The organism is Roseimicrobium gellanilyticum (assembly GCF_003315205.1).
Lineage (GTDB): Bacteria > Verrucomicrobiota > Verrucomicrobiia > Verrucomicrobiales > Verrucomicrobiaceae > Roseimicrobium > Roseimicrobium gellanilyticum.
The window spans coordinates 1-24061 of record NZ_QNRR01000018.1; the positions used below are offsets into that span (position 1 = coordinate 1).

Consider the following 24061-nt stretch of genomic DNA (forward strand, 5'->3'; position numbering starts at 1 on the left):
GCCCAACGCACCTTTGAAGGTTTGGAAGCAGCCGTCGCGCAAGCACTGGACACGTTCTCACCAGAGCACTGCGCCAACTTTCTTCGTCATGCCAATTATGCGACAAATTAAATAGAAAATGCTCTAGCCACACTCGCCTGTGCCTTCCTCGCCTCCGTATGCCTGCAGGCTGCGGACATGCCCCAAATGCCACCACCCGTGAAAGAGCACGAGTGGCTCAAGCAATTCGTCGGAGAGTGGGACACCTCCGTAGAGGTTTACATGGAGCCCGGAAAACCACCGATGACCTGCAAGGGCTCCGAAACTGCCAAGATGGTCGGTGGCTTCTGGGTCATCGGTGAAGGCAAGGCAGAAATGATGGGCATGCCCATGTCCAGCCTCATCACTCTGGGCTATGATCCCGCGAAGAAGAAATACATCGGCACCTGGATCGACGGCATGAGCAGCTACCTGTGGCAGTATGAAGGCACCGTCGATGAAGCAGGTAAATTGCTGACACTCGAATCCAGCGGCCCCTGCCCCAAGAGTCAGGGCAAGCTTCGCGAGTTCCGTGAAACCGTGGAATTCAAGAGCCCTGACCACCGCATCTTCACCTCATCCATCAAGGAAGACGACGGCAAGTGGACCTTGATCGTGAAGGGCGAGTACACGCGGAAGAAGTAAACGTAGAAGGCTTCTCCAGAAGCCTTTCATTGAAGCGGACAGAAACCTGATTCCAGGTTCTGTCCGCTTTCTTTTTCCACAGTGCGTGCGGCCACATGAAAGGCTTCTGGAGAAACCTTCCACATTGGCTATGCAAGAATATCCTTCACCACATGCCCGTGCACATCCGTCAGGCGGAAGTCTCGGCCCGCATGATGGAAGGTCAGGCGCTCATGATCGAAGCCCATGCAGTGCAGGATGGTGGCCTGGAGATCGTGCACGTGCACCGGCTTGTCCACAATGTGGAAACCCATCTCATCCGTGGAGCCGTAGGTCACACCGGACTTGATGCCGCCACCGGCCATCCACATGGTGTAGGCCTGCGGATGGTGATCGCGCCCGAGGCTGCGGCCCAATGCGGGATTCGTCTCCACCATGGGCGTGCGGCCGAATTCACCACCCCAAATCACGAGCGTGTCATCCAGCAGACCACGCTGTTTCAGATCACGCACCAGTGCAGCGCTGGCCTGGTCCGTGGCTGCACAATTCTTCTTCGTATTGCCCGTCACGTCTGAGTGAGCGTCCCAGCCCTCGTGGTAGATATTGATGAAACGCACACCGCGCTCGATCATTCGACGCGCGAGCAAGCAGGCACGTGCAAAGGAGGGCTTGGCCGGATCGCAGCCATACATGTCCAGCGTGGCCTTGCTCTCGCTCTTTAGGTCCATGAGCTCCGGTGCGCTGGTCTGCAGACGGAAGGCCATTTCATAGTTGGCGAGGCGCGTGTTGATCTCCGGATCACCAACGGCTTCCATCTGCCTGCGGTTCATTTTGCCCACAAGGTCCAGCGTGTCACGCTGCAGACGTGCGTCCATGCCGCTGGGGCTTGAGACATTCAGGATGGGATCCCCCTGGGAGCGGAAGCGCACTCCCGTGTACACCGTGGGGAGGAAGCCACTGGACCACAGGGCCGAGCCCCCGCTCAGTCCGCTTCCAGTACTCATCACCACAAAGGCGGGAAGATCCTGAGTCTCCGACCCAAGCCCATAAAGCGCCCATGACCCAAGCGAGGGCCGGCCGGGTTGCGAGAAACCGGTGTTGAAGAAAAGCTGCGCGGGCGCGTGATTGAACTGATCCGTCTTGCACGAGCGCACGATGCAGATGTCATCCACGATCCTGGCGAGATGCGGCATGGCCTCCGACAACTCCGCGCCGCTCTGACCATGCTTCGCAAACTGAAAGCGGGGACCAAGCACGGCGGCATCCGGGCGGATGAAAGCATAGCGCTGATTGCCTATCACCGAGGGTGGCAGTGGATTTCCTTCCAACTTTGCCAGCGCCGGCTTGTAATCGAACAGGTCGAGCTGCGAAGGCGCGCCTGCCATGAAGAGGTGAATCACGTGCTTCGCCTTTCCGGGGAAATGCGGTTTCAGCGGGCGCAACGGATCCGTGGATGCCGGTGTGGGCGCCCCACGGACACGTGAAGCAAGTGTGTCCGTGAGCAGGCCAGCGAGAGCCACCTTTCCCAATCCAACGCCACACTCCTGCAGGAAGTGGCGGCGGGAAACTTGCAGCGGATGAAGGGGGCGATTCTGCATGGCTCAGCCTTTCGTGACAAATTCATCGAGATTGAAAAGGGCGCGCCCGAGCAGTGTCCACGCAGCACGGTCGATCTCCCTGGCATCCTTGTTCCCGCTGATGACAGCAGCATCCAGTTCTCCGGAACGAATGCGCTTCCGCTGGGCTTCCAGATATTCGATCAATGCAGCCACCTCATCAGCACCCGCCTGACGGCAAAGCACGCGGCGGAACATGAACTGAAGCTTCGCCTCATCGGTGCCCGGTTGCTGCGACGCAAGAGCACCCAGCGACTGGGTCGCCTCCACCATGAAGATGTCGTTCAACAACGTGAGCGCCTGCAGAGGTGTATTGGAAACATCACGCCGTGCCACGCACGCTTCTCCACTGGGCGCATCGAAGGTAGTGGACATGGCAAAGGGGGCGGTGCGTTTCAAGAAGGTGTAAAGCGAACGACGATGCCTGTCATCTCCGCTGCTGGCCTCCCACGTGCTCTTGCCATAGGCGATGTCCACCACGCCATCGGGCTGTGGCGGATACACGCCCGGGCCGCCCATCTTCAGAGAAAGGAGGCCACTGGCATACAGCACGCTGTCGCGCACAATCTCCGCCTCCACACGTGGACGTGAGGCGCGCGCCAGCCACTTATTCTCCGCATCCTTCGCCAGCAGCTCGGGCGTCACTTGTGAGGACTGCTGATACGTGGCGCTGGTAACGATAAGACGGTGCAGCTTCTTGAGCGACCAGCCCTGCTTCATGAACTCCACGGCCAGCCAGTCGAGCAGCTCAGGATGACTTGGCACTTCCCCTTGAAAGCCGAAGTCCTGCGAGGTCTTTACAAGACCTCGTCCGAAGAGAATCTCCCACTGGCGGTTCACCGTGACGCGCGCCGTGAGTGGATTCTCCGGTGATACGAGCCAGCGGGCGAAAGCGAGCCGGTTCCGAGGCGCCTCCTTCGGCAGCGGGTTCAGCACGGAAAGGACCTCCGCCTTCACCTGCTCCTGCGGCTGGGTGTACTCACCACGATTGTAGAGGTAAGTGGTGCGCGGATTGGAGGCGGGGCGCTCGCGCATGACCAGACTCACTGGGGCCACCGATGGTTTGCGCAAAGCACGGATGGTGTCCGCGGCACCTGCCACTTCAGGCGCATTCATGAGGAAATGTGTCCGGAGTTGATTGCGCTGCGCAGGCTTCAGTGCGGCATCAGGAATGGCCAGCAGCGGCTCCAGTTTGTGTGGAATGCCCCGTGCTTCAGCTCCGCTCGCGTGGGTGGTGACCGAGATGCGAAAACGACCAAGCGAGCAGGCATAGTGCCTGCCAAAGAGCATCTTCACGGAGATCTCCTCCGTTCCTTCCAGAGGCTTCTCGAAGACAAACACCGCTTCATTTGCCTCACCCGGGCGCTTGGCGCAGCTCCAGCCAGTCTGCGGATCACCATCTACCGCTGCCATGGCGGAGACAGCAGGTGTGTTGGGCCCTCCGAAATTGTTGCGCGCATAGGTTTCACTCGCACGGTTGATTTTCACCGCCTTGCCATTTGTCGTCACCTGGAACTCACCCATGAAAAAGTCTCCCTTGGGTCCTTCATAGTAGGCAAGGCCCGGGCCATGATCCGGCAGACTTGGATGCGGCAGAGCTTCCAGACGGATGGCGGTGATGCCCTGAGTAGACGGGCGGAATTTCAGCTCATACGTGTCACTCTTGGTGATATCACCAGAACCCAGCACCGAGCCGTCAGGCAACTGTGTGAGATGCGGCATGTTGGTCTTCATCCCAGTGGGACGCAGCACCTGCCAGTCCACCTTGTCGCCGCGCATCTTCTCCAGCCATCTTTGGAAGGCAACCTCCGCGAGCAGGCGACGGATTTCGGCGGAATCGCTTTTCTCACCCGGCCACTTTGTTGGCAACGCAGCGGTCTGCTGGGCGAGTTGCTCAAGCCGCTTCTGTTTCGCCTCCGGTTCCTCCTGTACGGGCAGATTCAGATCCGGCTCATCTGCGTTGTTCAGGAAAGCCATGATCTGGAAATACTCCACGTGCGTGACGGGATCATACTTGTGTGTGTGGCACTGCGCGCAACCCAGCGTAAGCCCCAGCCACGTGGTGCCGGTGGTGGCCACGCGATCCGCCATGGCGTAATAGCGGAACTCGAGAGGATCGATGCCGCCCTCTTCATTCAGCATCGTATTGCGATGAAACCCGGTGGCGATGCGCTGATCCACAGTGGCGGCAGGCAGCATGTCTCCCGCAACCTGCTCAATGGTAAACTCATCAAAGGGCATGTCCGCATTCAGCGCTCGTACCACCCAATCGCGATAGGACCAGATGCTGCGCTCGCGATCCTTCTCGTAGCCGTTCGTATCTGCATAGCGCGCGAGGTCCAGCCAGCGGCGGGCCCAGCGCTCGCCGTATTGCGGAGAGGCCAGCAAGGCATCCACCGTCGTCTGAATGGCCGCCTCCTGATCACGCGAGGCAGCTTGCACGAAGGCATCCACCTCCTCTGGTTTCGGCGGCAGACCAATTAGATCGAGATACAAGCGACGCACCAAAGTCACCGCATCCGCGGGTGGTGAGGGCGCGAATCCCTGATCCTTCAGCTTCGCGCGAATGAACGCATCGATGGGATTCGCTGCCTCAGGCATTCCGTTCCCTGCCTTCGGAGGCCTGACTTGCTGCGGCTTGATGAAAGCCCAGTGCTGCTTGTATTCCGCGCCTCCGGCAACCCATCGCTTGAGGATCTCCTTCTGCTCCGCCGTGATGGTCATCTTCGAATCCGGCGGCGGCATGATCTCGTCCGGATCATGAGTCTCGATGCGTGCCACCAGAGCACTCTTGTCCGGCTGGTGCGGCACGATGGCGATGTCCCCCGTCTTCGCAGGCTTCAGCGTCTCGTCACGCAGATCCAACCGCAGGCCACCTTTGCGCGTCTTCTCATCCGGTCCATGGCACTTGAAGCAGTACCGGGAAAGAATGGGCCGGACTTCCGTGGTGAAGTCAGGGGTAGAAGGTGCGGTGCCCTCTGCCGACAGCACTCCAGAAAGCGCGCCGAGCACGGCAAGGGTGAGCATGGATGAGCGGGATGGCATGCGGGCAGGAGGGACAGGCGCTCGAAAGGGCGGACCTCCATCCTACCAAAACGGGCCAGGGAGCAACAGTCTTATGCCCCTGGAGCCAGAAGATCCATCACCAGGGCCAGATACGCCCCCTGCCACTATTCGATGGCTTTGGGCTTCACCTTCACCCAGGTGAATTTCTTCCCATCCCAGCGGCCCTCATAGGCATGGTCGGGATTGGCCAGGGGCTCGTATTCCTCAATCAGTTCGATGGCTGGGGCGGACACATCGATGGTCGTTCCCTTCTGCGGCAGGTGCCACCACCAGCGGAAGTTGTCCTTCGCGGCCTTCTTCACCAGTTCCTGTCGCTTGTCGCTGTAGAAGCTCGAGAGGTTCAGATCAGGCAGAATGTCCTTGGTGACCTCCGTGAGTTTGTCCCCATCCACCTTCCAGAAGGAGATGTGGTCCGTGTCATTGGCCACATTTGTCCATTGCTCAATGGCCACGCCGGCAAGCTTCGTGCCGTCCTTGCAATTCCACAGCGCCATGGTGAAGACAGCGCCCTCGCCATCGCCACTCGAGTCGATCTTGATGAAGCCATTCTTGGTATCCGCCTCAACCTTCCACACCAGCATGGGACGGCCCACTTCCTCCACCTTGTCCTCAGGACTATTGATGAGAACCTTCCGTTTGGCGGGGTCCTTGATGGCACTGTTATCCTCGCCCGGCCACGCGTCGAAGCAGGAGGCCGGGAGCTTCACAAAAACATCCTTCACATCCAAAGCGAGCGCGGGAACGGTGAAGGTGGCCAGAACGAGCACAGCGGGGGCAAGCAGTCGGGTCAACATGAGCGCGAGTTTGCGCCATGAGGGTGCATTTGTCACGTGTCTGGATGTTGACCTTTGATCTCTGCTTGCCATCCGGCGGCGGAATGCGTGAGATGTGCGCATGCGCGCCTCCTCACTTCTCATTCTCCCGTTCCTTGCCGTGCTCGCGAGCTTCTCTCCCGTTCGCGCGGACGAAAAGGCCCAGTCCACCAATACCGCCATCATCCCGGTGGGCAAGCTGGAGAAGGATTTCTATGAGTGGGACCAGCGTCATGCAGCGGTGATGGCAGTGAAGGATCAGCTCAAACCCGAGGTGGTGCTCATCGGTGACTCCATCACCCATTTCTGGGGTGGCCAGCCGAATGAGCCCAAAGGCAACCGGGGCGCACAAGCATGGAAGGATCTTTTCGGCGACCGTCCCGTGCTAAACCTCGGCTTCGGCTGGGACCGCACGCAGAATGTGCTCAAGCGCATCGAGCTTGGGGAACTGGATGGACTCGCGCCGAAGGCGGTGGTGATTCACATCGGCACCAACAACCTCGCCGGAACCAAGAACGCCCGGGAGAATACGCCGGATGAAATCGTGGAAGGCATCGCGCTCATCGTACAGCGCGTGCAGGAGAAGTGCCCTGCAGCGAAGGTGATTGTCATGGCCGTATTCCCCCGCGGTGAAAAGCCCGACAACACCCGCCGCGTGCAGGTGAACGCCATCAACGAGCGCCTCGCGAAGAAGATGGAGGGCACCAAAGGGGTGACCTATCTCGACATCACCGCGAAGCTCACGAATCCGGATGGCACCATTTCGAAGGAAATGATGCCGGACTTCCTCCATCCCGGAGCGAAAGGCTATGCCATCTGGGCAGAGGCGCTGAATCCGGTGCTCCCGAAGTGATTGAGCCCTGGGAGCTCTGGGGCTACGCTCGAGTCAAGGTTTCGATGGCAATCAAAGCAGCAGCGCCGCGATTTTCCACGTCCAGCTTTTGCAGGATGCGCTCCATGTGCTTCTTCACCGTGGCTTCAGCACTACCCAGGAGGATGGCGGTTTCAGCGTTGGATTTGCCCTGGGCGATCCACAGCAGCACCTCGGCCTCTTTTGGAGTGAGCCCTAGAGATTCGAGGGGCAAGGGCGAGTCGAAGCTTGGGAGCGCAGGCACGGCATTGGCCACCTGCTCACGCTTGCGCCGCAGGCGGGACTCGATGGCTTCGATGAGATCGCGAATCCCGACAGGCTTCACGAGGTAGTCGTCCGCGCCGCTGTTCATGCCGGTGCGGATGTCCGACTTCTCACCCTTCGCAGTCAAAAAGATGAAGGGGATGTCCACAGTCTCCGCGCGACTGCGCATGAGGGCCAGCACCCCATAGCCATCCAGTTCCGGCATCATCACATCACACAGGACCAGGTCTGGCTTCTCCTTGCGAAGAGCTTCGATGCCGAGGCGTCCATTGGAGACGGCCTGGACCTGATAGCCTTCGAGCTCCAATACGGTGCGCATATTTGAGCGCATCTGTGGCTCGTCCTCGATGAGCAGAATGCTGGAGCTCATATCGCTGGGTTGGTTGTGGGAAGAATGATGGTGAAGGTGGTACCCTTGCCTTCTGTAGTTTGGAAGGAGATTTGACCGCCATGCAGGTCGCAGCAGCGCTTCGCAATGACGAGCCCCAATCCCGTGCCGTGGACGTGGCCCACGTTCTCCGCGCGATGAAATGCCTCGAACAACCGGTCGCGATCCGATTCAGGTATACCGATCCCATGGTCCTCCACTTCGAATCGGATGTCACTCCCACTGCGCTGCACCCGAAGCTGTACCGGAACGCCTGCCTCAGAGTACTTTACCGCATTGGTGAGCAGGTTCGTCAGCATGTGCCGGAGCAAGGCCTCGTCGAGCAGGATCGGGCCAGCCACGACTTCCGCGATTTCAAGCTCAATGGGATTCCTCCTCGCCGTGGCGGAGCGCATTTCATCACAGAGACGCTCGCAGAACCCGCGCACATCCAGCTTCGCGGGATTGAAGGTGATGCCACCGCTATCCATGCGACTGAGCGCCAGCGCGTCCTCCATCATGCGTGCGGTACGTTTCACATTCTCCGTGATGGCGTGCAGATGCTCCGCCTTTTGCTCAGCAGTGAGCTTGCCCTCGTAGTGTTCCAGGATCTCCGCGGACGAACCAATGATGCCGAGTGGCGTGCGAAACTCGTGGGACACGATGGAGACGAAGCGGGACTTCAGCTTGTTGAGCTCCTGTTCCCGCTCCAGCGCACGCTCCAGTTCCCCTTTGCGTTGCACTGCCAGATGCAGCTTCATACTCCTACGTTGGAGCCACCATCCCACGATGCCCCCGACGAGGCACAGCAGGAGCGCTACTCCTGTGAATTTCAGCATCTGCTGATTGCGGGGAATCTTCCAGAAAGGCGGCAGGGTGATCACTTGCGTGTGTTCCAGACCGGGGACCAGCACATGAATTGCAGCCCTCTCCACCGTCGCCTGACTGGACATCTGGCCTAGACGGCAAACCCCGGCAAACCTGGCGACCGTGCCCACGGGAAATGCATCCTGGGGATTGAGCCCAGGATGAAACATCACTTCCACCGTGCGTCCCTGCACCTCCACATCGACGATATCTTGTTTCACCCGCTCTGCCCAGGCTGGCCCAGAAGCAGTGCCTGCATACTCCCTGTACCCAATAACCCGCCCCGTGGTGACCACATACTCACCATGATACTTCGCGTGCACAGCCGGGTCCTTGTAGAGGAGCCCTGTTTCAAGAAGCAGCGGCTCGGGATACTTTCCCTGCCCGACCTTTTCCATGGAGGTCACGTTGAACCACGGGATTCCAGGAAGACCCTGCGTGCGGAACAGAATCACAGGCTGGTACGTCACCGGGATGCCGGTGAAACGCACGCGCTCACCCTCCTTCAGCCTCACATTCATATCATAGCCCGCGCGGATCTTTCCGGTGTCATCACGCAGATAGTAGGCCCCAGGAGCAGAGCAAAAGAGGACGGTGCAGGTGGCGGTCACCCGCGTCTGGTCACCTTTCGCGATGCGTTCGTGCATTTCTGCGAGGGTGACCACGGGAGGAACAGGGGCTGGGGCAGTTTCTTGGGCACACAAACAAGCTCGTCCCGGCAACAACATCCACAGGGCCACCGCCGCCAGCCACCCCCATCTCCACCTGCCAAGCGGTGAAGTCTTTGCATCGTGAAGATGTAGATGGAGGAGCAGAGCACGCATGACGGAGTGCGCCGTCTTGGGGAATCACGGCGAGGGCACGCCGGGCGGAGCAGAGGCATGTTTCATGAGTTCCGGGAAAATGTCACCCATGGACTTTGGCTCACGGCACACTGGTATTGTCCAGGCGGTCGGCATTCACGGGCGGACCGATATGGAAGATGCCCTCCGTGGTGCCGAATTGGTCCAGCACCCGCCAGGTGGCGGAGCCATCGATGATGTTGTTCCCCGTACCTGGAGTGCCGTAGATGGTCATCGTGCTACCGGGTTCTTCCAGGAAGATGACACCGGCGTCACCGCCGGTATTGAGGACGGTGTTCCCATCAAAGTTCAGCACAGACAAACCCACACTGCCGGGGTTGGCGCGGAACTCGATACCATCAAGCCCGGTATTGTTCACTACATTGAAGGCGACGTCCAAATGGAGATCCCCGCCGTCCATTGCCAGTGCGCCGATGCCTCTGCCTGCCACATTCTGTACCGTGTTGAAAGTGACCTGGAAGTCCATCGTCCCGTGACCCGCTACAAAGATGCCGACTCCCATCGCCTGTATCCCGGTGACGACATTGCCCGTGATAACACCCTCCGCACTCGCAGACTCTTCCGTCCCCACATTCAAGGAGTTCGTCTGCACGTTGGAAATCACATTCTGATTGATGTAGACGACCATCGAGGAAGTATCCCGGCCAGACACTGAAATCCCCCACGAACCGGTACCAGGAGGACCGAGATCCGCGATCGTGTTTTGGGACAACACCATGGTGTGACTGCTCGAGCCCAAAGCCTGCATCCGCACACCACCGCCTCCATCGACGGCTCCCGTGGTGAGAAGGTTATTTCTATGGATTTGGCTCAAAAGCGCTCCTGAATCCTCAGAGTATACCAATACGTGTTCCTCAGGGGCATCGATGACAGTGTTGTCAGAGAAATTCAGATCGAGCGCTCCCAGGTTCCGTGCGATGCCGTGGATCCCTATGTTGCCTGGATGCACCACGGTATTGTGGCTGATGATCGCGGTGAGGAGGGAGGTATCGCCCGCCACGGTCACGAAGGCTTGGTTCACGGGAGTCTGGATGTAATTGCCCGTGAGCGCACCCGTGATGCCCGAGGTGTCGAAGGTACGGAGCTCCATGCCGGTGTTCGCGGAGTTCACGATCGCATTGAAGTCAGATGCAAGATCGAGACCAGCAACTCCACGGGTGATAGCGCGCACCCCGCGATTGGCAGCGGTGATGGTGTTCAGATTCGCAAAGGCAACCGCATCCGCACTTTCGGTCAGCTCAATATCAATCGCCTGACCGGTGATCTGCGAGAATGAGTTTCTATTGAAACCAAAGAGTCCCACCGTGTCCCCCTCAGCAAGCACGGAGATGCCGTCACCAGTCACGTTAGTCATGACATTGCGCAACACGGACAGCCCGACACGGGCATCTTCGTTCGCATGGACATCCACCCCATTGGCTCCGATGTTGGCAAGCAAGTCATCGGAAATAATGCCGGCAACCACCGAGGCATTGGTCAGGAACATTTCATAAGCAGAGGTCCCTGTGTTCTGAAACGCGTTGCTCGTGCTCGCGAAGGTCACTGCGGCATCATCGCTGGCATTCAGCTCGAATGCCGCCGTACCACCACCCTGGAAGCGATTCCCCTGGAGAGTGAGATTGAGTACGCTGCTTGAGAGCGTGACGTTGATATCGTTGCCGACGTTGTTGACCAGCGCGTTGTGATGGATCAGCACATCCTGCACGGCGTCGTCCGTGCCACGCACGGAGATGCCCATGCTGCCGCTGGTGATGGTGTTCCCCCGGATCGTCCCCCCCGAGTTGAGGATGCCATCGGAAAAGACGTTCACACCGACATTCACATCAGCCAGACCATTTCCATCCACCAGATAGCGGCGAACGTTGTTGATGTTGATCCCGACGCCTGCGGGCGCAGCGGACAGGCCATCTACCACACGGTACGCCGTGACTCCGAAGAAGGGAATGGTGTTCGCATTAAAACCTCCCGTCAGCATCGGAGCCGGACCTGCTCCGAAATTCTTCCCGCCCTTGCCTGGAATGAGGCGTCCGCTTCCAATGAAATTCACACTGCCAGCGTTGGCCTGCACGTCCTCCGCGTATCCGGCTGGGGTGCCTTGGGAGTACACATTCCAGATCCGTCCTGTGCCATTGCTGTTCGCCATGGCGATGTTTGCTCCCGCCTGAATGGTCGCCATGGGTGCTTCGGCAGTACCATCGCCGGCAGCATCATTGCCCGACTGGATGCCGTTGCCCACGGGCGCGCCGTTGTTCACGAAAATGATGTCATCTTCCAACACGATACGCTGTGAGCTCTGTGAGACCACCTTGGTGACACGCTTCACACTGGTCTTGGATGTCGTCTTGGTCTCTGCACTGTGCGCAATCCGGATGGCCGCATTCTGCCGGTGCACCGGCTCCGCCATGCGTTCCACGAGATGGCGGCGGCGTGGCTTGAAAGCATCCTTCCACGTACGATCGAGCGGTATCTGCAGTTCAATGCCTGCGCTCCAGTTGCTGCCGGTGAAGGCCTCATTCTCGTGCCACAGGCCCGTGAGCACCACAGCCGGCACAGGACGGATCTCAAGGCCGGCACGCCAGCCACGAATGGGCCCTGTGCCGCGCTCCTGGGGACCAAAGGGCTGGTTCTCCATACTCGCATAGCCCCCGATGATTTTCACATCCATGTGTTCATCGAGTCCCGGAATGAGAAATCCCGCTTCGATGTCCCAGCCTTCCATGCCACGCTCGTAAAATTGAGTCGTGCGTGTTAGCGTGGTCGTGCGGAAGGTGGTGGTAGCCGTGGTTGTCTGGGTGACATCCTGCAGCACAAGATTTCCCGTGGCGAAAGGGTCACTCCCGGAGAGTGACGTATTCCTGCGGGTGCTGCTCGAGGTGAAGGTCTGCCGATCTACCTGCGAACCAGCCGACTTTCTTCCGCCTTCCAGCGGCAGGTAGTAATTGCCGCGCAGCTCCAGGTAGCGCGTACCAATCTCCGCCCCGAACCCAAGCTGCCAGAATTCATTGCGATGCTCCGTCCTGAGCATGTCGATGAAAAGACTGCCTCCGACATACCAGCCTTCCTCAAGAAAAGCCGCCTGCCCACGCTCGGTGAGTGCCGAAATCGGCTGATCATTGAAAAGATGCCTGAATCCGATGCCCAGCGATGAGGCATTCTCCCCCTCTTCGCCGATGCTGGTATATGGTTCCAGGAACAGATAGCTGCCGCCAAGTGTGCCATCGGTACCTATGGTACTCCACAAAGGCACATTTAAGAGGATATGTCCGTCCGTGTAGGCATCATTTGAATGCGCTCCGGATCCCAAGAGGGGCATGGTCCACGGTTCGTGAAGAGGTTGCGTGGTAGCGACGGGATTCTTTTCCACGGGTCCTGCAAATGACGGGAAGGCGAGGCAGCAGGCGGCCAGGATGATGGCATGGGAGACTTTCATGATGGGTAGGGTCAAGTGCCGGTTCAGTTTCCGGCGACCCTCCCACGCACCCGCGTTTCCCACCATACGCCCACCGGCGTATGAGGCCGCGTTTCCATACGCCTTCCGGCGTACAATGTTCGTCCGATGCCTCACTCACCAGTTGCGAGCTTCGTCATGGAAGCGAGAATGGGCGCATGCCGAAAATCGATCTTGCCCAGTTCCGTTTTCCAAAAAAGTCCCCCATCAAACTGCGGAAACTGCCCACGAAGATCAAGAGTCTGTATGCCGACGACGTGGACTACCGAAGCAAGCTGAGTTCCGTGCGCGATGACATCAATGAGATGCAGGCCCAGATGTACGCGCACGACCGCCATGCCATGCTGGTCGTGTTCCAGGCCATGGACGCCGCAGGGAAGGACAGCACCATCGAGCATGTCTTCTCCGGCGTGAACCCCCAGGGCGTGGAGGTGCACTCATTCAAGACTCCCAGTGAAGAGGAGCTGAATCACGACTTCCTCTGGCGCTCCACCACAAAGCTGCCCACGCGCGGCAAGATTGGCGTCTTCAACCGCAGCTACTACGAAGAAGTCCTCATCTGCAAAGTGCACCCCGAGATTATCCAGAAGTACCAGCGCCTGCCCGAGGCGAAGACGAAGGACATGAAGAGGCTCTACCAGCAGCGTTACGAAAGCATCGCCGACTTCGAAAAGCACCTCGCGCGCAATGGCACCCATGTGGTGAAGTTCTTCCTCCATATTTCCCAGAAGGAACAGGCGGAGCGCTTCCTTGCCCGCATTGAAGACCCATCCAAGAACTGGAAGTTCAACGAAGGTGATCTCTCTGAGCGGGAGCACTGGGAGGAGTACATGGATGCCTACGAGGAATGCATCCGGAAGACCGGAACGCCGGACTCGCCATGGTATGTGATCCCTGGTGACAGCAAGAAGAACATGCGCCTCATCGTGGCCTCCGTGCTCCGTCATGAGATGCGCAAGCTGCATCTGGAGTGGCCGCAGTTCCCGGAGAACGAGCGGGCCGCCATGGCACGGAGCAAAAGGAAGCTCGCAGCCGAACTCAAGAAGTAATCTTCCTCAATTCCGGATCAGCAGGGGGCACTTTCCGCTTGCGATTTTGTCCACCAGCGAAAAGTGGCTGGATGGAACTGGTGGAAACCAAAGTGAAAGGCCTGCGCTGGGAGACGGCGATCTTCATCGCAGTCACGCTGGTCTACTCCCTCTGGATCACCACGCAGCATACGGAGACCCTGGTGGGAGATGAACCCCGCTACTGGGCCTGTGCGGAGAACATGACAAAGGGATACCTGGTCACGGATGACAATCCGGACTTCGTCAACGGCCCAGGTTACACCATCGCCTTGTATCCCTATGTGAAGTTTGGCATCCCGCTCTATTGGGCCCGCATCCAGAATGCAGTGTTCTGCGCCCTGGCTGCCGCCTTCCTCTTCCGCACCGTGCGGACGTGGGCCAGCGACGGCTGGGCGAAAATTGCCACCGCGTGGTTCGTGCTGCACCCGGATACGTGGATCAATGCCAAGGACATTGTCACCGAATCGCTCACCTTCCTCCTCGTTTCCGCGCTGGCCTGGAGTTTCATGCGCACGCTCACGGCGAAGAGCGGTGCGTGGAAATGGGTGCTTCTCACTTCCGTCATCCTCACGTGGCTGGTGATGACGCGCGTGATGTTCGGCCATGTGATCACAGCCATGCTGGTCGGGTCACTCGGGTGCTGGGCCGTGTGGAAGAGCCTGCGCCAGACCTGGGGACGCACCGTGGGCGTGCTGGCACTCTCCTTCCTGATGTGCCAGCCCTATCTCTTCTACACGAAGGCCAAAACCGGTACCTACTACCGCTGGTCCACGAACAGTGGTGAACTCCTCTATTGGGCAACCGCCACCTCCCCCGGCACCAACGGTCACTGGTACAACTACGACGAAGCGCAGAACCTGCCCCAGCTCGCTCCCTACCATCGTGAATTCATCGCCCGCATCATCAAGCTTCCCGTCCTGGAGCGCGAGGCGGAGTTCACCCGCGTGGCCAAGGAGAACCTGCGCACCGCGCCCAAGAGCAAACTCGCCTACAACTGGGTGTGCAACGTCTGCCGCTACTTCATTGGCCTGCCCGCCGCATTCAAGAATGAAGGACTCACCACGGTGATCATCGTGTGCTTCCATGTGCCGTTCCTCATCCTCATGGCCGCCGCCGCATGGTTCGCCCTCAGACGTCCCTTTCAGCAGCCCGGCCCGCTCATTGTGCTGGCGGTGTTTGCCTGCATCTACATGGGGGGCAGCACCTTGGCGACGGCACGCTCGCGTTACTTCACCGTGATCACCCCTGTGCTGTGGGTGGTGGCCACGCCCTTGTTGCGGCGGCATCTCCGGCTGGAGATCCTGCCGGATGACGAACCTGCCAGGCCCAAGGTGTAAGGGTGGACGCGGAAAGACCCGGCACCCGGATGTAGCGCGATTCTATTCCTACCCCCTTGACCACGCGGGGTCCTGCACAATCGTTTCCGGTACAAATCACGCCCCTCCCATCCACTCACCTCCATGGGTTCTCAGATTCGCCGCATCATCCTTGTCCTTGTCATCTTCCTTCTGGTCGGCTGGATCTACAAAGGCTGGCGCCAGAGCCGTCCGGGGTATGACCTTTTTGACGCCCTGAAGGGCACCCCTCCCCCCACGGAGGAGACCATCACCGCACTTCCTGACACCAAACCAGCCTTGCCCAAGGGAGAGCTACCCGGGCTGGAAATGCTCAACGCCGAGTATTCGAAGCTGGCCGCCGCAGTACTGCCTTCCGTAGTCAGCATCAATACGGAATCCGTAGTGGCAGCACGCCCACGCAACATCATCGAAGCTCTCCAGGGTGGCGCCATGGTCCGGCAAAAGGGCCTCGGTTCCGGGTCCATCATCACCAAGGAAGGCCACGTGGTGACGAACTACCACGTGGTCGCGGGTGCACGGCAGATTGAGGTGACCACGAATGATCACACGACCTTCCCTGCGGAGCTCGTAGGGGTCGACCCATCCGTGGACCTCGCGGTCATCCGCATCCTAAGCAACCGGAAGGATTTCCCTGCCCTTTCGTTCGCCGATTCCAATGAGGTGAAGGTGGGCCAGATTGTCTTTGCCGTGGGAAATCCTCTCGGCTTCAGCGGTACGGTTTCACAGGGGATCATCAGCGCCACCCAGCGCTGGACGCAGGACAGCGCCATGGAGTTCCTGCAGACGGATGCGAACATCATCCCCGGCAACTCCGGTGGCCCTCTCGTGAACCTGCGCGGCGAAATCGTGGGAGTGAATGAGTCCATTTTCACCGGGAGCAATCCGACCCAGCCCCAGCAGCACTGGCAGGGCATCGGCTTGGCGATCCCGGCAGATGACGCCAAAGAGTCCGTAGATGCGATGCTGCAAAAGCGCACCCGCACCGATTGCTTCCTCGGTCTGGTGGTGGACCCCAATGTTGTCACCGTGAAGTCCCAGCAGGGAAATTCTCTCGGTGTCATGGTCACCAACATTGGCCAGGGCTCACCCGCACAGGGGGCAGGCCTCCAGCCGGGAGATGTGGTGACGCTCTACGGGGATCGCCGGGTGGAGTCCGCCAACCAACTGCTCCGGTTCATCCGCCGCTCGAAGCCGGGTCAGCCGGTGGAAATGACGGTGGTCCGCGCCGGCAAACTCGTGAAACTCTCCGTCGTACCCCAGCCGCGCCCCCAGCAACAACCGCAGGTGCCGCAGTTTCCGCAAAGGTAGTACAATGCGGAGGCAGCCGTCCGGCCGCTTTTGACGATTCATTCCTGGTGTTTTGCAGGGGCAATTCCCCTCGACAAAGCAGCTCTGCCGGGTTGCATTATTGGCAGGCTGGAACACATGATGCTTATGTCCCGAACCCGCCGCAATCGATTCCACCCGCATGGTGGAGCGCTTGGACCCATCCTCTTGATCCTGGTGGCACTGGCCATCAGCGGGGCGGTGTTTTTCTTCTTCACGAAGAAAAAAATCGACGCTCAGCGCGAAGCGGCCATGGCGGAACAAGCCGCTGCGGAAGCTGCGGCCCAACAAGCCGTCAACGCTCCCGGTGCTGCAGCACAAACACCCGGAGCCGGAACTCAAGCCGCCGGGCAGCCCGCCGCCGCGCCAGCACCCGCTCCCGCCCCTGTGCTTGGCTTTGCTCGACCCGTGGATGTCGCGGAGCAACTCGCCCGCAGCATGATGATCGGTGACTTGCCGGCAGCGGCGAAGATCATCTCGGGCGGCGATCCTTCCCAGGAAGCTGGAGCCATGGCAGCTCTGAACAAAATCAAAGAACTGGGCTACAAGCCAGTGCAACCCGATCTCATCCAGACCATCGGGCAAGTAGGGCCGGCGGTACGCCTCGGCATTCCGCTGATAAAGGCCGGCGGCGGCCAGGAGCAAATCCGCATCCAGATCGATGTGCAGAAGGATCCCGACATGGGATGGAAAGTGGGCACCGTGCGCCTGCCGAAGGAACTCGAACAGGTCATGGCTGCCGTCACGCCGCCGGTCACCGCTCCACCGACCATCAATCCTCAGGGAGGTGCTCCCATTCCCCCGAGCACGCCCGCTGCGAAACCCCTCTTTGTGCTGGAGGCACGGCCGGATGCCATCGTCTTCGCCAGCGATTTCGTGGGCCACCTGCTCAAGCTGGACTATGACGCGGTGAACCGCCTGGTGGACAGTGAGCGCGTTCCACCCATGAAGGTGGCTGGCCTGTGCATTGTCTTCGAAGATGGAAAGTACAAGCTGGCCGGTTCCAAGCCACTCGTGGTCACCGTGGCCACGGAGAACACGAGCTGGATCATCGCCAAGGTGCAATCCGACCTGCTCAAGGAGGAGACGGAATTCGGCCTGGAACTGGAGAAGAAGGGAGACGGCTGGCGTGTCATCGGCCTGAACCTCTCCAAGCTGCTGGCAGACAATGCCCGCTCCTCCACCGCCGCGGGCGTACCCTACACCCCGCTGGTGCAGAACCCCAAGGGCGGTGAGAGCATTGCGCTCTACTACGAGTACGATTCCGACATCCTCCACCCCCGCGCCCAGACCCAGCTCAAGATCATCGCCAGCATCCTGAAGAACAGCCCGACCCGGAAGATCAAGATTGGTGGTCATACAGACGCCCTTGGGGCAGATGCGTACAACCTGGCCCTTTCCAAGAAGCGTGCGGACGCGGTGAAGCAATTCTTCCTGGATGAAGGGGTGCCGGTGGCGCAGATCGAGACCATCGGCTTCGGCAAGGCAAACCCCCTGAGCCCAAATGTGAAGGGGGATGGCACGGACAACCCTGAGGGCCGCTCCCGCAACCGTCGCGCGGAAATCCTGCTGGATTTTTAATCCACGCGAAGAATCAGCGGTTTGCAAAGGCATCGCTCCCACTGAAAGGGGGGCGGGTGAAAGGTCGTTTGGATTTGCCTGCTTTTCAGGCAGGCCATCCCCTTTCCTTTTCCTTCAACCGCTCATGACCAGACTCACCCGCACTCTCCTTGCCGCCAGCTTCCTGGTGGCCGGCGTCCCTGCTGCGCTCCGCGCAGAAACTCCCAACTGGATCTGGGCCGCCGCCGATGCCAAGCCGAACCAGAAAGTCTTCTTCCGAAAGACCTTTGAGGTGAATCCGAGGGACACCGTGCGTCTCTACGCCGCCAGTGACGACTCCATGACCGTCTACGTGAATGGCAAGGAGGCACTGAAGGGCACGGGCTGGGACAAAATCCAGGTGAAGGACCTGAGCCCTTTCACCTCCAATGGACGGAACGTCATCTCCGTGGAAGCGGGCAATGGCGGCAATGACAAGGCCGGTCTGCTGGTGAAGGTGGTGCTGGAAACTCCCAAGGGCGTGCGCGAAGTGGTCAGCGACGGCTCCTGGAAGCAGAGCGACAAGGCGGAAGACGGCTGGAAGAACGCCGACTTCAAGGACAAGGAATGGAAGCCCGCCTTCGTGGTGGCCAAGCTGGGCGAAGGTCCCTGGAAGAAAGTCACCAATGACACCCTCGCGCAAGCCGCAAACCTCAAGGCTCCCGAAGCCACGGCGGTGAAGGACATCAAGATCAAAGAAGGCTTCAAGGTCGAACTCCTCTACAGCGTGCCCATGGCGGAGCAGGGCTCCTGGGTAGCCACCTGCTTCGACGACAAGGGCCGTCTCATTGTGAGCGACCAGTATGGCAAGCTCTACCGGGTGACCCTTCCTGCACTGGGCGGCAAGGCCACCGACACCAAGGTGGAAGCCATCCCGGCGGAAATCGGCGAAGCGCAAGGCCTCGTGTATGCCTTCGGCTCGCTGTATGCGATTACGAACTCGGACAAGTATCCACGTGGCCTGTGGCGCATCCAGGACACGAATGGCGATGACCAGTTCGACAAGGTGGAACAGCTCCGCGCCTTCCCCAACAAGGGCGGCGAACACGGACCACACGCTGTGGTGGTGGGTCCCGATGGCAAGTCGCTCTACTGCATCGTTGGCAACCAGACTCCGATCACGGAGCTGAACAGCAGCTGCGTTCCACAGCATTGGGATGAAGATCGCCTTCTCGCCCCGCTCATCGGTCGCGGCTTCATGCGTGAAGTGATGGCTCCCGGTGGCTGGGTGGCGAAGACGGATCCCGAAGGCAAGAACTGGGAGCTCATCTGCACCGGCTTCCGCAACGAATATGACGCCGCCTTCAACAAGGATGGCGATCTCTTCACCTTCGATGCGGACATGGAGTGGGACTTCAGCGTGCCCTGGTACCGCCCCACCCGTGTGTGCCACGTGCTCAGCGGCGGTGAGTACGGCTGGCGCTCGCTTTCGAAGAAGTGGCCCGTGCGCTGGGAGGACAACCTCCCCCCGACTGTGGACATCGGCCCGGGCTCTCCCACCGGCGTGGGTTTTGGTTATGGCGCGAAGTTTCCGCAGAAGTATCAGGACGCCTTCTACATCTGCGACTGGAGCTACGGCAAGATGTACGCCGTGCACCTGAAGAAGAGCGGTGCCGGATACGCCGCGGACTTCGAGGAGTTCATGGCTGCCCAGCCGCTTCCGCTGACGGACGTGCTGATTTCCCCGAAGGATGGCGCCATGTATGTCACCATCGGTGGTCGTCGTGTACAGAGCGGTCTGTATCGCGTGACCTATGCAGGAGACACCGCTGCTACCGCCAAGGCACCTGCCATGACAAAGACCGGCGGCGGCAAGCTTTCCCTCAAGGAACTGCAGGCTGCCACGGTGGAAACGAAAGCGGTGGGCTTCGATGGTGCTGCCGGTGGCGCAGACTCCACGGAAGCGCTGCACAAGCTGCGTCGCGAGCTTGAGGCTTATCACAAGACCGATGCCAAGGCCGTGGACTTTGCCTGGCCGCACCTCGGTCACGAGGATCGCTTCATCCGCTTCGCGGCACGCATCGCACTGGAGCATCAGCCCGTGGAGAGCTGGAAGGATCGTGCGCTTAACGAAACCAATCCGCGCGCTTCACTCACCGCGCTGATGGCACTGGTCCGCAGTGCCAAGGGTGACAAGGCGCTGCTGCCGTTGGTGCTCGCCTCGCTGGACAAGATCGACTTCGCCACGCTTAAGGGCATCGATCGTGAAACGTACGTGCGTGACTACTACCTCGCCTTTGCCCGCCTGGGTGAACCCGAGGCAGCGTTGAAGGAGAAGACAGCGGCGAAGCTCTCGAAGCTTTTCCCCACCAGTGATCCCTGGCTGAATGTGGACCTCACCGAGGTGCTCACCTACCTGGGTGACGCCGCGTTCCTTCCGAAGGCCGTGGCCCTCGTGGACACTGCTCCCACGCAGGAAGAGCAGATTGCTCACGCCATGAGCCTGCGCTTCGCAAAGAACGGATGGACGCCCGAGCTGCGCGAGCGCTTCTTCAAGTGGGTCTGCCTGCGCGCTCCCACGTACAAGGGTGGCGCGAGCTTCAGCCTCTTCATGCAGGACATCCGCAAGGACGCCGAAGCCGGTCTTACCGATGCCGAGAAGGTGGCTCTCAAGCCCGTGCTGGAAGCAAAGCCCGATGTGCAGACGCCCCAATTCACCTTCACGCCGCGCAACTTCGTGAAGAACTACACCATGGCGGATCTCGATCATCTCCTCGGTGTGGGTCTGGAAGGTGGGCGCAACTTCGACAACGGCCGCAATCTCTTCGGCCAGGCTACGTGCTTTGCCTGTCATCGCTTCGGTCAGGAAGGCGGCGCCATCGGACCCGACCTCACCAGTGTGGCCGGCAAGTACAGCGTGCGTGACCTCCTGGTGCACATCGTGGAACCGAGCAAGGAAATCAGCGATCAGTACGGCCAGCTCGAAGTCACCCTTAATGACGGCAGCAAGGTCTTCGGTCGCATCATGAACCTCGCCGGTGATCGCATCACGCTAAACATCAACATGATGGATCCCAACGCCACCCAGGCCGTGGATCGCAAGCTGGTGAAGAGCATGGAGCAGAGCAAGGTGAGCATGATGCCCCCCGGCCTGCTGAACACGCTGAGCGAAAGTGACATCCTGGACCTCATGGCCTACCTGCTGAGCAAGGGGAACAAAGAGGATCCCATGTTCAAGTAAGTCCTGCATTTTAGGCGGCACCTGAGGTGCCGCCTTTTTTGTCCCCAGTCATGACCATGCTACACCGATGGTGGCCAAGAATGCATTGCATCAAAGCGGCCTTTGCAGATGATGTTCCCAATTCTATGACTCTTGTCAGGCGGAAGCTTCTTCCTGATCTCAGCGGCGTCGCAATCGCCGCTCTCTTGCTCTCGTGTCTCAGCCTGCCACTGTGGGGCCAGAGCGATGAAGATGACATCCCTGCTCCCAAGGCGGAAGTGACCCTCCTGCACCAGAAAGCCATGGTGCGCCTGTACGAACCGGATGAGCGACCGCCGAAGGCCGTCTTTGTGTTCGGCTCCGGCGATGGTGGGTGGTCCGCCTGGGAAGATGCGGCCAGCCACTGGCTGCGGGATGCGGGGATCTATGTAATCGGATTCGATCTGCGTGAGTACGCAGAAAAGGATTATGACCAGCAGAAGCTCGGCCGGGACATGGCCACGCTGGCCAATGAAGCCACTACACGGGGCGGGGGCGATGCCACCACGCCCATCATCTACGGCGGGTGGAGCATGGGCGCAGTGCAGGCCGTGCCGGCAGGGGCATTCGCAGGACGCCCCTCGAGCTTGAAGGGGCTGGTCCTGATGAGCGCGGATAGCCGGGGACGGTACGGGTTGCGAGCCTCAGATGAGCTTGGCATCACGCCCACGGGACAGGGCACATTTGGCCTTTCAGACTTCAGCAAGAATATCGCCGGCCTCCGGATCGCACAATTCCATGGCGGAGCGGACTTCATGGCGTCAACGGCCTGGATACAAGGCCTGACCTCGCCGCATCAGCTCTACATCATGCCGGGAGCGAACCACGGCTTCGATGGTCCGGACGACAGCTTCGCGCCGCTGCTGCTGCGCGGGGTGGACTGGGTGCTGGGGGATGATGCGGCCGTGGCGCTCCCCCCTGAGCATAACCTTCCCTTTGGGCTCTCGCCCTTGTGGCCCGCAGCGGCGCTCGCGATGGGTCTCGCGATCTTTTTCATCGTGTCGCGCCGGCACTCCATCCGGGTGTTGGTACTCGCGGTGGCCATCATGGGTGCGGTGGATCTGCTGGAAGCCTTGTTCCAGAAGCCACCAGGGGTGCTGGCGTGGATGGAGCAGTGGGTTCCTCTGGGAGTGACGGAGAAGAGCCGCCTGCTGCTGCTGCTCTCCGGGCTGGCGCTGCTCTCGCTCGCGCGCGCACTGCGCCGGAGGAAACACATCGCATGGATGCTGGCGCTGGGCATGCTGAGCATCTCCGCCGTGCTGCACCTTGCCCGTGCGTTTGACTGGCACCACACGCTCGCGGCCGTAGTTTTGATTATACCTCTGGTGCGATGGAGAAAGGAATTCATCGCCCGCTCGGATGCACCCTCAATGCGACTGGGCTGGATCATGGCAGGCGTGCTTGCCCTGGCACTGTTCGTCTATGGCACCACGGGATTGCGGCAACTCAGCGAGCGCGGCAATTTCGGTGAGGCGCTCTCATGGTCCCAATGCGCCCAAGGCGCGGCCGCAGCCGTTGTGATGCAGAAGTCCGAGCTGGACCGCGATGGCAGCCGTGATGCGCGCAGCTTCCTGGCGACGTTGCGGGCCGGCAGCCTGGTGAGCGCCCTTTTCGTGCTGGCGCTTCTGCTGCGTCCCGTACTGAAGCGCCGCTTCCCTGAGGCCACCGATGAAGAGCGCGCAAAGGTAAAGAGCATCATTGCGACCCACGGCGCCGATCCGATGGATGGATTCGCTCTGCTGTCAGACAAACGATACTTCTTCAATGAGGATGGCGACGGCGTGGTAGCCTATGCCTTGTGGAGGAAGTTCGCCGTGGTGCTGGCGGATCCCATTTGCGATCCCTCGAAGCGAGCTGAGATGGTGCGGACCTTCAGCCAATTCTGCACACGTCAGGACTGGGAACCTGTCTTCTACTGCTCCCATGTGACTCATCGGACGCTCTATGAGGAGTTGGGGTTCGTGACTTTTAAAGTGGGTGAAGATGCGCGACTCGACACGGGTGAGTTCAAGCTCCAGGGCGGCAAGTTCCAAAACCTCCGCACGGCGCGAAACAAGGCGCAGAAAGCAGGCCTCACCTTCCAGTGGTATGATGCCAGGCCGCATCCGGATCATGGACTGGAGGCCCAGGTGCAGCTCATCTCCCAACATTGGCTCGACCTGAAGCACGGCGGGGAAATGACCTTCGACCTCGGTGCCTTCAATCTGGACTTCATCCGCGAGCACGGCTGCGCGATCGTGCGCAATCCGGAGGGCCGCATTGAGACCTTCGCCACCTGGCTCTGCTACGGTGATGGCAAAGGACGCTGCCTGGATCTCATGCGCGGGCGCAATGAGTTCAAGGATGTGATGGACTTCCTCATCGTGGAAGCCATCGATCACTTCAAGGCCGGTGGCGTGAAGGAGGTGAGCCTGGGCAATGCCCCCCTCGCCAACGTCGATGTTGTGGAAGGAGAAAAACTCGAAAGCCGCGAGGAGCGCGCCGTGAAGTTCCTCTTCGACAACTTCGACAAATTCTACGGCTACAAGAGTCTTTTCAACTTCAAGAAGAAGTACCTTCCCGACTGGCAGGGACGCTACCTGGCCTATCGCCCGCGCGTGAGTCTCGCCATGGTGGGCCTTGCCATTGCGGGCGTACACTTGCCTCGTGGCTTTGTTGGGCTGGTGAGATCATGAGCAACCATGGTGATGCCA

14 protein-coding genes are annotated in these 24061 nt (G+C 59.9%); 8 read left to right on the forward strand and 6 right to left on the reverse strand.

Going from position 1 to position 24061, the window contains the following annotated elements; genetic code table 11:
* The first annotated feature begins 198 nt into the window (after positions 1–198).
* On the forward strand, positions 199–663 hold the full coding sequence (locus tag DES53_RS29845; protein ID WP_245958292.1) for a DUF1579 domain-containing protein: 465 nt from the start codon (positions 199–201) through the stop codon (positions 661–663).
* Positions 664–791: 128 nt separating this feature from the next.
* Here the strand turns inward: DES53_RS29845 and DES53_RS29850 are convergent, their stop codons facing one another.
* From DES53_RS29850 to DES53_RS29860, 3 genes are all read right to left on the reverse strand, one after another.
* Positions 792–2240 carry a DUF1501 domain-containing protein gene (locus DES53_RS29850; RefSeq protein WP_113962004.1) on the reverse strand — a complete coding sequence of 483 codons (1449 nt, stop codon included), beginning with the start codon at positions 2238–2240 and terminating at the stop codon, positions 792–794.
* Positions 2241–2243: 3 nt separating this feature from the next.
* Complete coding sequence (locus DES53_RS29855; protein WP_113962005.1) at positions 2244–5303, reverse strand: PSD1 and planctomycete cytochrome C domain-containing protein; 3060 nt, start codon at positions 5301–5303, stop codon at positions 2244–2246.
* Positions 5304–5428: 125 nt separating this feature from the next.
* Entirely contained in the window at positions 5429–6118 is a 690-nt protein-coding gene (locus tag DES53_RS29860; RefSeq protein ID WP_113962006.1) for a hypothetical protein, read from the reverse strand.
* Positions 6119–6218: 100 nt separating this feature from the next.
* Between DES53_RS29860 and DES53_RS29865 the strand changes: the two genes are divergently transcribed.
* A complete protein-coding gene (locus DES53_RS29865) occupies positions 6219–6989 on the forward strand; it encodes a GDSL-type esterase/lipase family protein (protein WP_245958293.1) in 771 nt (256 codons plus the stop codon).
* A gap of 22 nt (positions 6990–7011) precedes the next feature.
* Here DES53_RS29865 and DES53_RS29870 read toward each other — a convergent pair whose 3' ends face one another.
* From DES53_RS29870 to DES53_RS29880, 3 genes are all read right to left on the reverse strand, one after another.
* A complete protein-coding gene (locus tag DES53_RS29870) occupies positions 7012–7641 on the reverse strand; it encodes a response regulator transcription factor (protein ID WP_113962007.1) in 630 nt (209 codons plus the stop codon).
* Positions 7638–9170 carry a sensor histidine kinase gene (locus DES53_RS29875; protein ID WP_170157532.1) on the reverse strand — a complete coding sequence of 511 codons (1533 nt, stop codon included), beginning with the start codon at positions 9168–9170 and terminating at the stop codon, positions 7638–7640. Before DES53_RS29875 ends, DES53_RS29870 begins: the two co-directional genes overlap by 4 nt.
* A gap of 259 nt (positions 9171–9429) precedes the next feature.
* A complete protein-coding gene (locus DES53_RS29880) occupies positions 9430–12798 on the reverse strand; it encodes an inverse autotransporter beta domain-containing protein (protein ID WP_170157533.1) in 3369 nt (1122 codons plus the stop codon).
* A gap of 176 nt (positions 12799–12974) precedes the next feature.
* Between DES53_RS29880 and DES53_RS29885 the strand changes: the two genes are divergently transcribed.
* The 6 genes from DES53_RS29885 (at position 12975) to DES53_RS29910 (ending at position 24043) form a co-directional block, all read left to right on the forward strand.
* Complete coding sequence (locus DES53_RS29885; RefSeq protein WP_113962010.1) at positions 12975–13865, forward strand: PPK2 family polyphosphate kinase; 891 nt, start codon at positions 12975–12977, stop codon at positions 13863–13865.
* Between the two features lie 71 nt (positions 13866–13936).
* The gene (locus DES53_RS29890; protein WP_113962011.1) at positions 13937–15223 is read left to right on the forward strand and encodes an ArnT family glycosyltransferase; all 1287 of its coding nucleotides are present in this window, start codon (positions 13937–13939) and stop codon (positions 15221–15223) included.
* Between the two features lie 123 nt (positions 15224–15346).
* A complete protein-coding gene (locus DES53_RS29895) occupies positions 15347–16552 on the forward strand; it encodes a S1C family serine protease (RefSeq protein WP_113962012.1) in 1206 nt (401 codons plus the stop codon).
* 126 nt (positions 16553–16678) lie between these two features.
* Positions 16679–18151, forward strand: coding sequence for an OmpA family protein (locus DES53_RS29900; RefSeq protein ID WP_170157534.1), 1473 nt, complete (start codon positions 16679–16681; stop codon positions 18149–18151).
* Between the two features lie 124 nt (positions 18152–18275).
* Positions 18276–21350, forward strand: coding sequence for a c-type cytochrome (locus tag DES53_RS29905; RefSeq protein WP_113962014.1), 3075 nt, complete (start codon positions 18276–18278; stop codon positions 21348–21350).
* A gap of 125 nt (positions 21351–21475) precedes the next feature.
* Positions 21476–24043: a phosphatidylglycerol lysyltransferase domain-containing protein gene (locus DES53_RS29910; RefSeq protein WP_170157535.1), complete on the forward strand. Its 2568-nt coding sequence runs from the start codon at positions 21476–21478 to the stop codon at positions 24041–24043.
* The last annotated feature ends 18 nt before the right edge of the window (positions 24044–24061 follow it).

Excerpts from the sequence above, each read along its gene's own strand:
- DES53_RS29850 (WP_113962004.1), bottom strand. The coding sequence starts at position 2,240 with ATGCAGAATCGCCCCCTTCATCCGCTGCAAGTTTCCCGCCGCCACTTC.
- DES53_RS29855 (WP_113962005.1), bottom strand. The coding sequence starts at position 5,303 with ATGCCATCCCGCTCATCCATGCTCACCCTTGCCGTGCTCGGCGCGCTT.
- DES53_RS29860 (WP_113962006.1), bottom strand. The coding sequence starts at position 6,118 with ATGTTGACCCGACTGCTTGCCCCCGCTGTGCTCGTTCTGGCCACCTTC.
- DES53_RS29865 (WP_245958293.1), top strand. The coding sequence starts at position 6,219 with ATGCGCGCCTCCTCACTTCTCATTCTCCCGTTCCTTGCCGTGCTCGCG.
- DES53_RS29870 (WP_113962007.1), bottom strand. The coding sequence starts at position 7,641 with ATGAGCTCCAGCATTCTGCTCATCGAGGACGAGCCACAGATGCGCTCA.
- DES53_RS29880 (WP_170157533.1), bottom strand. The coding sequence starts at position 12,798 with ATGAAAGTCTCCCATGCCATCATCCTGGCCGCCTGCTGCCTCGCCTTC.
- DES53_RS29885 (WP_113962010.1), top strand. The coding sequence starts at position 12,975 with ATGCCGAAAATCGATCTTGCCCAGTTCCGTTTTCCAAAAAAGTCCCCC.
- DES53_RS29890 (WP_113962011.1), top strand. The coding sequence starts at position 13,937 with ATGGAACTGGTGGAAACCAAAGTGAAAGGCCTGCGCTGGGAGACGGCG.
- DES53_RS29895 (WP_113962012.1), top strand. The coding sequence starts at position 15,347 with ATGGGTTCTCAGATTCGCCGCATCATCCTTGTCCTTGTCATCTTCCTT.
- DES53_RS29900 (WP_170157534.1), top strand. The coding sequence starts at position 16,679 with ATGTCCCGAACCCGCCGCAATCGATTCCACCCGCATGGTGGAGCGCTT.
- DES53_RS29905 (WP_113962014.1), top strand. The coding sequence starts at position 18,276 with ATGACCAGACTCACCCGCACTCTCCTTGCCGCCAGCTTCCTGGTGGCC.
- DES53_RS29910 (WP_170157535.1), top strand. The coding sequence starts at position 21,476 with ATGACTCTTGTCAGGCGGAAGCTTCTTCCTGATCTCAGCGGCGTCGCA.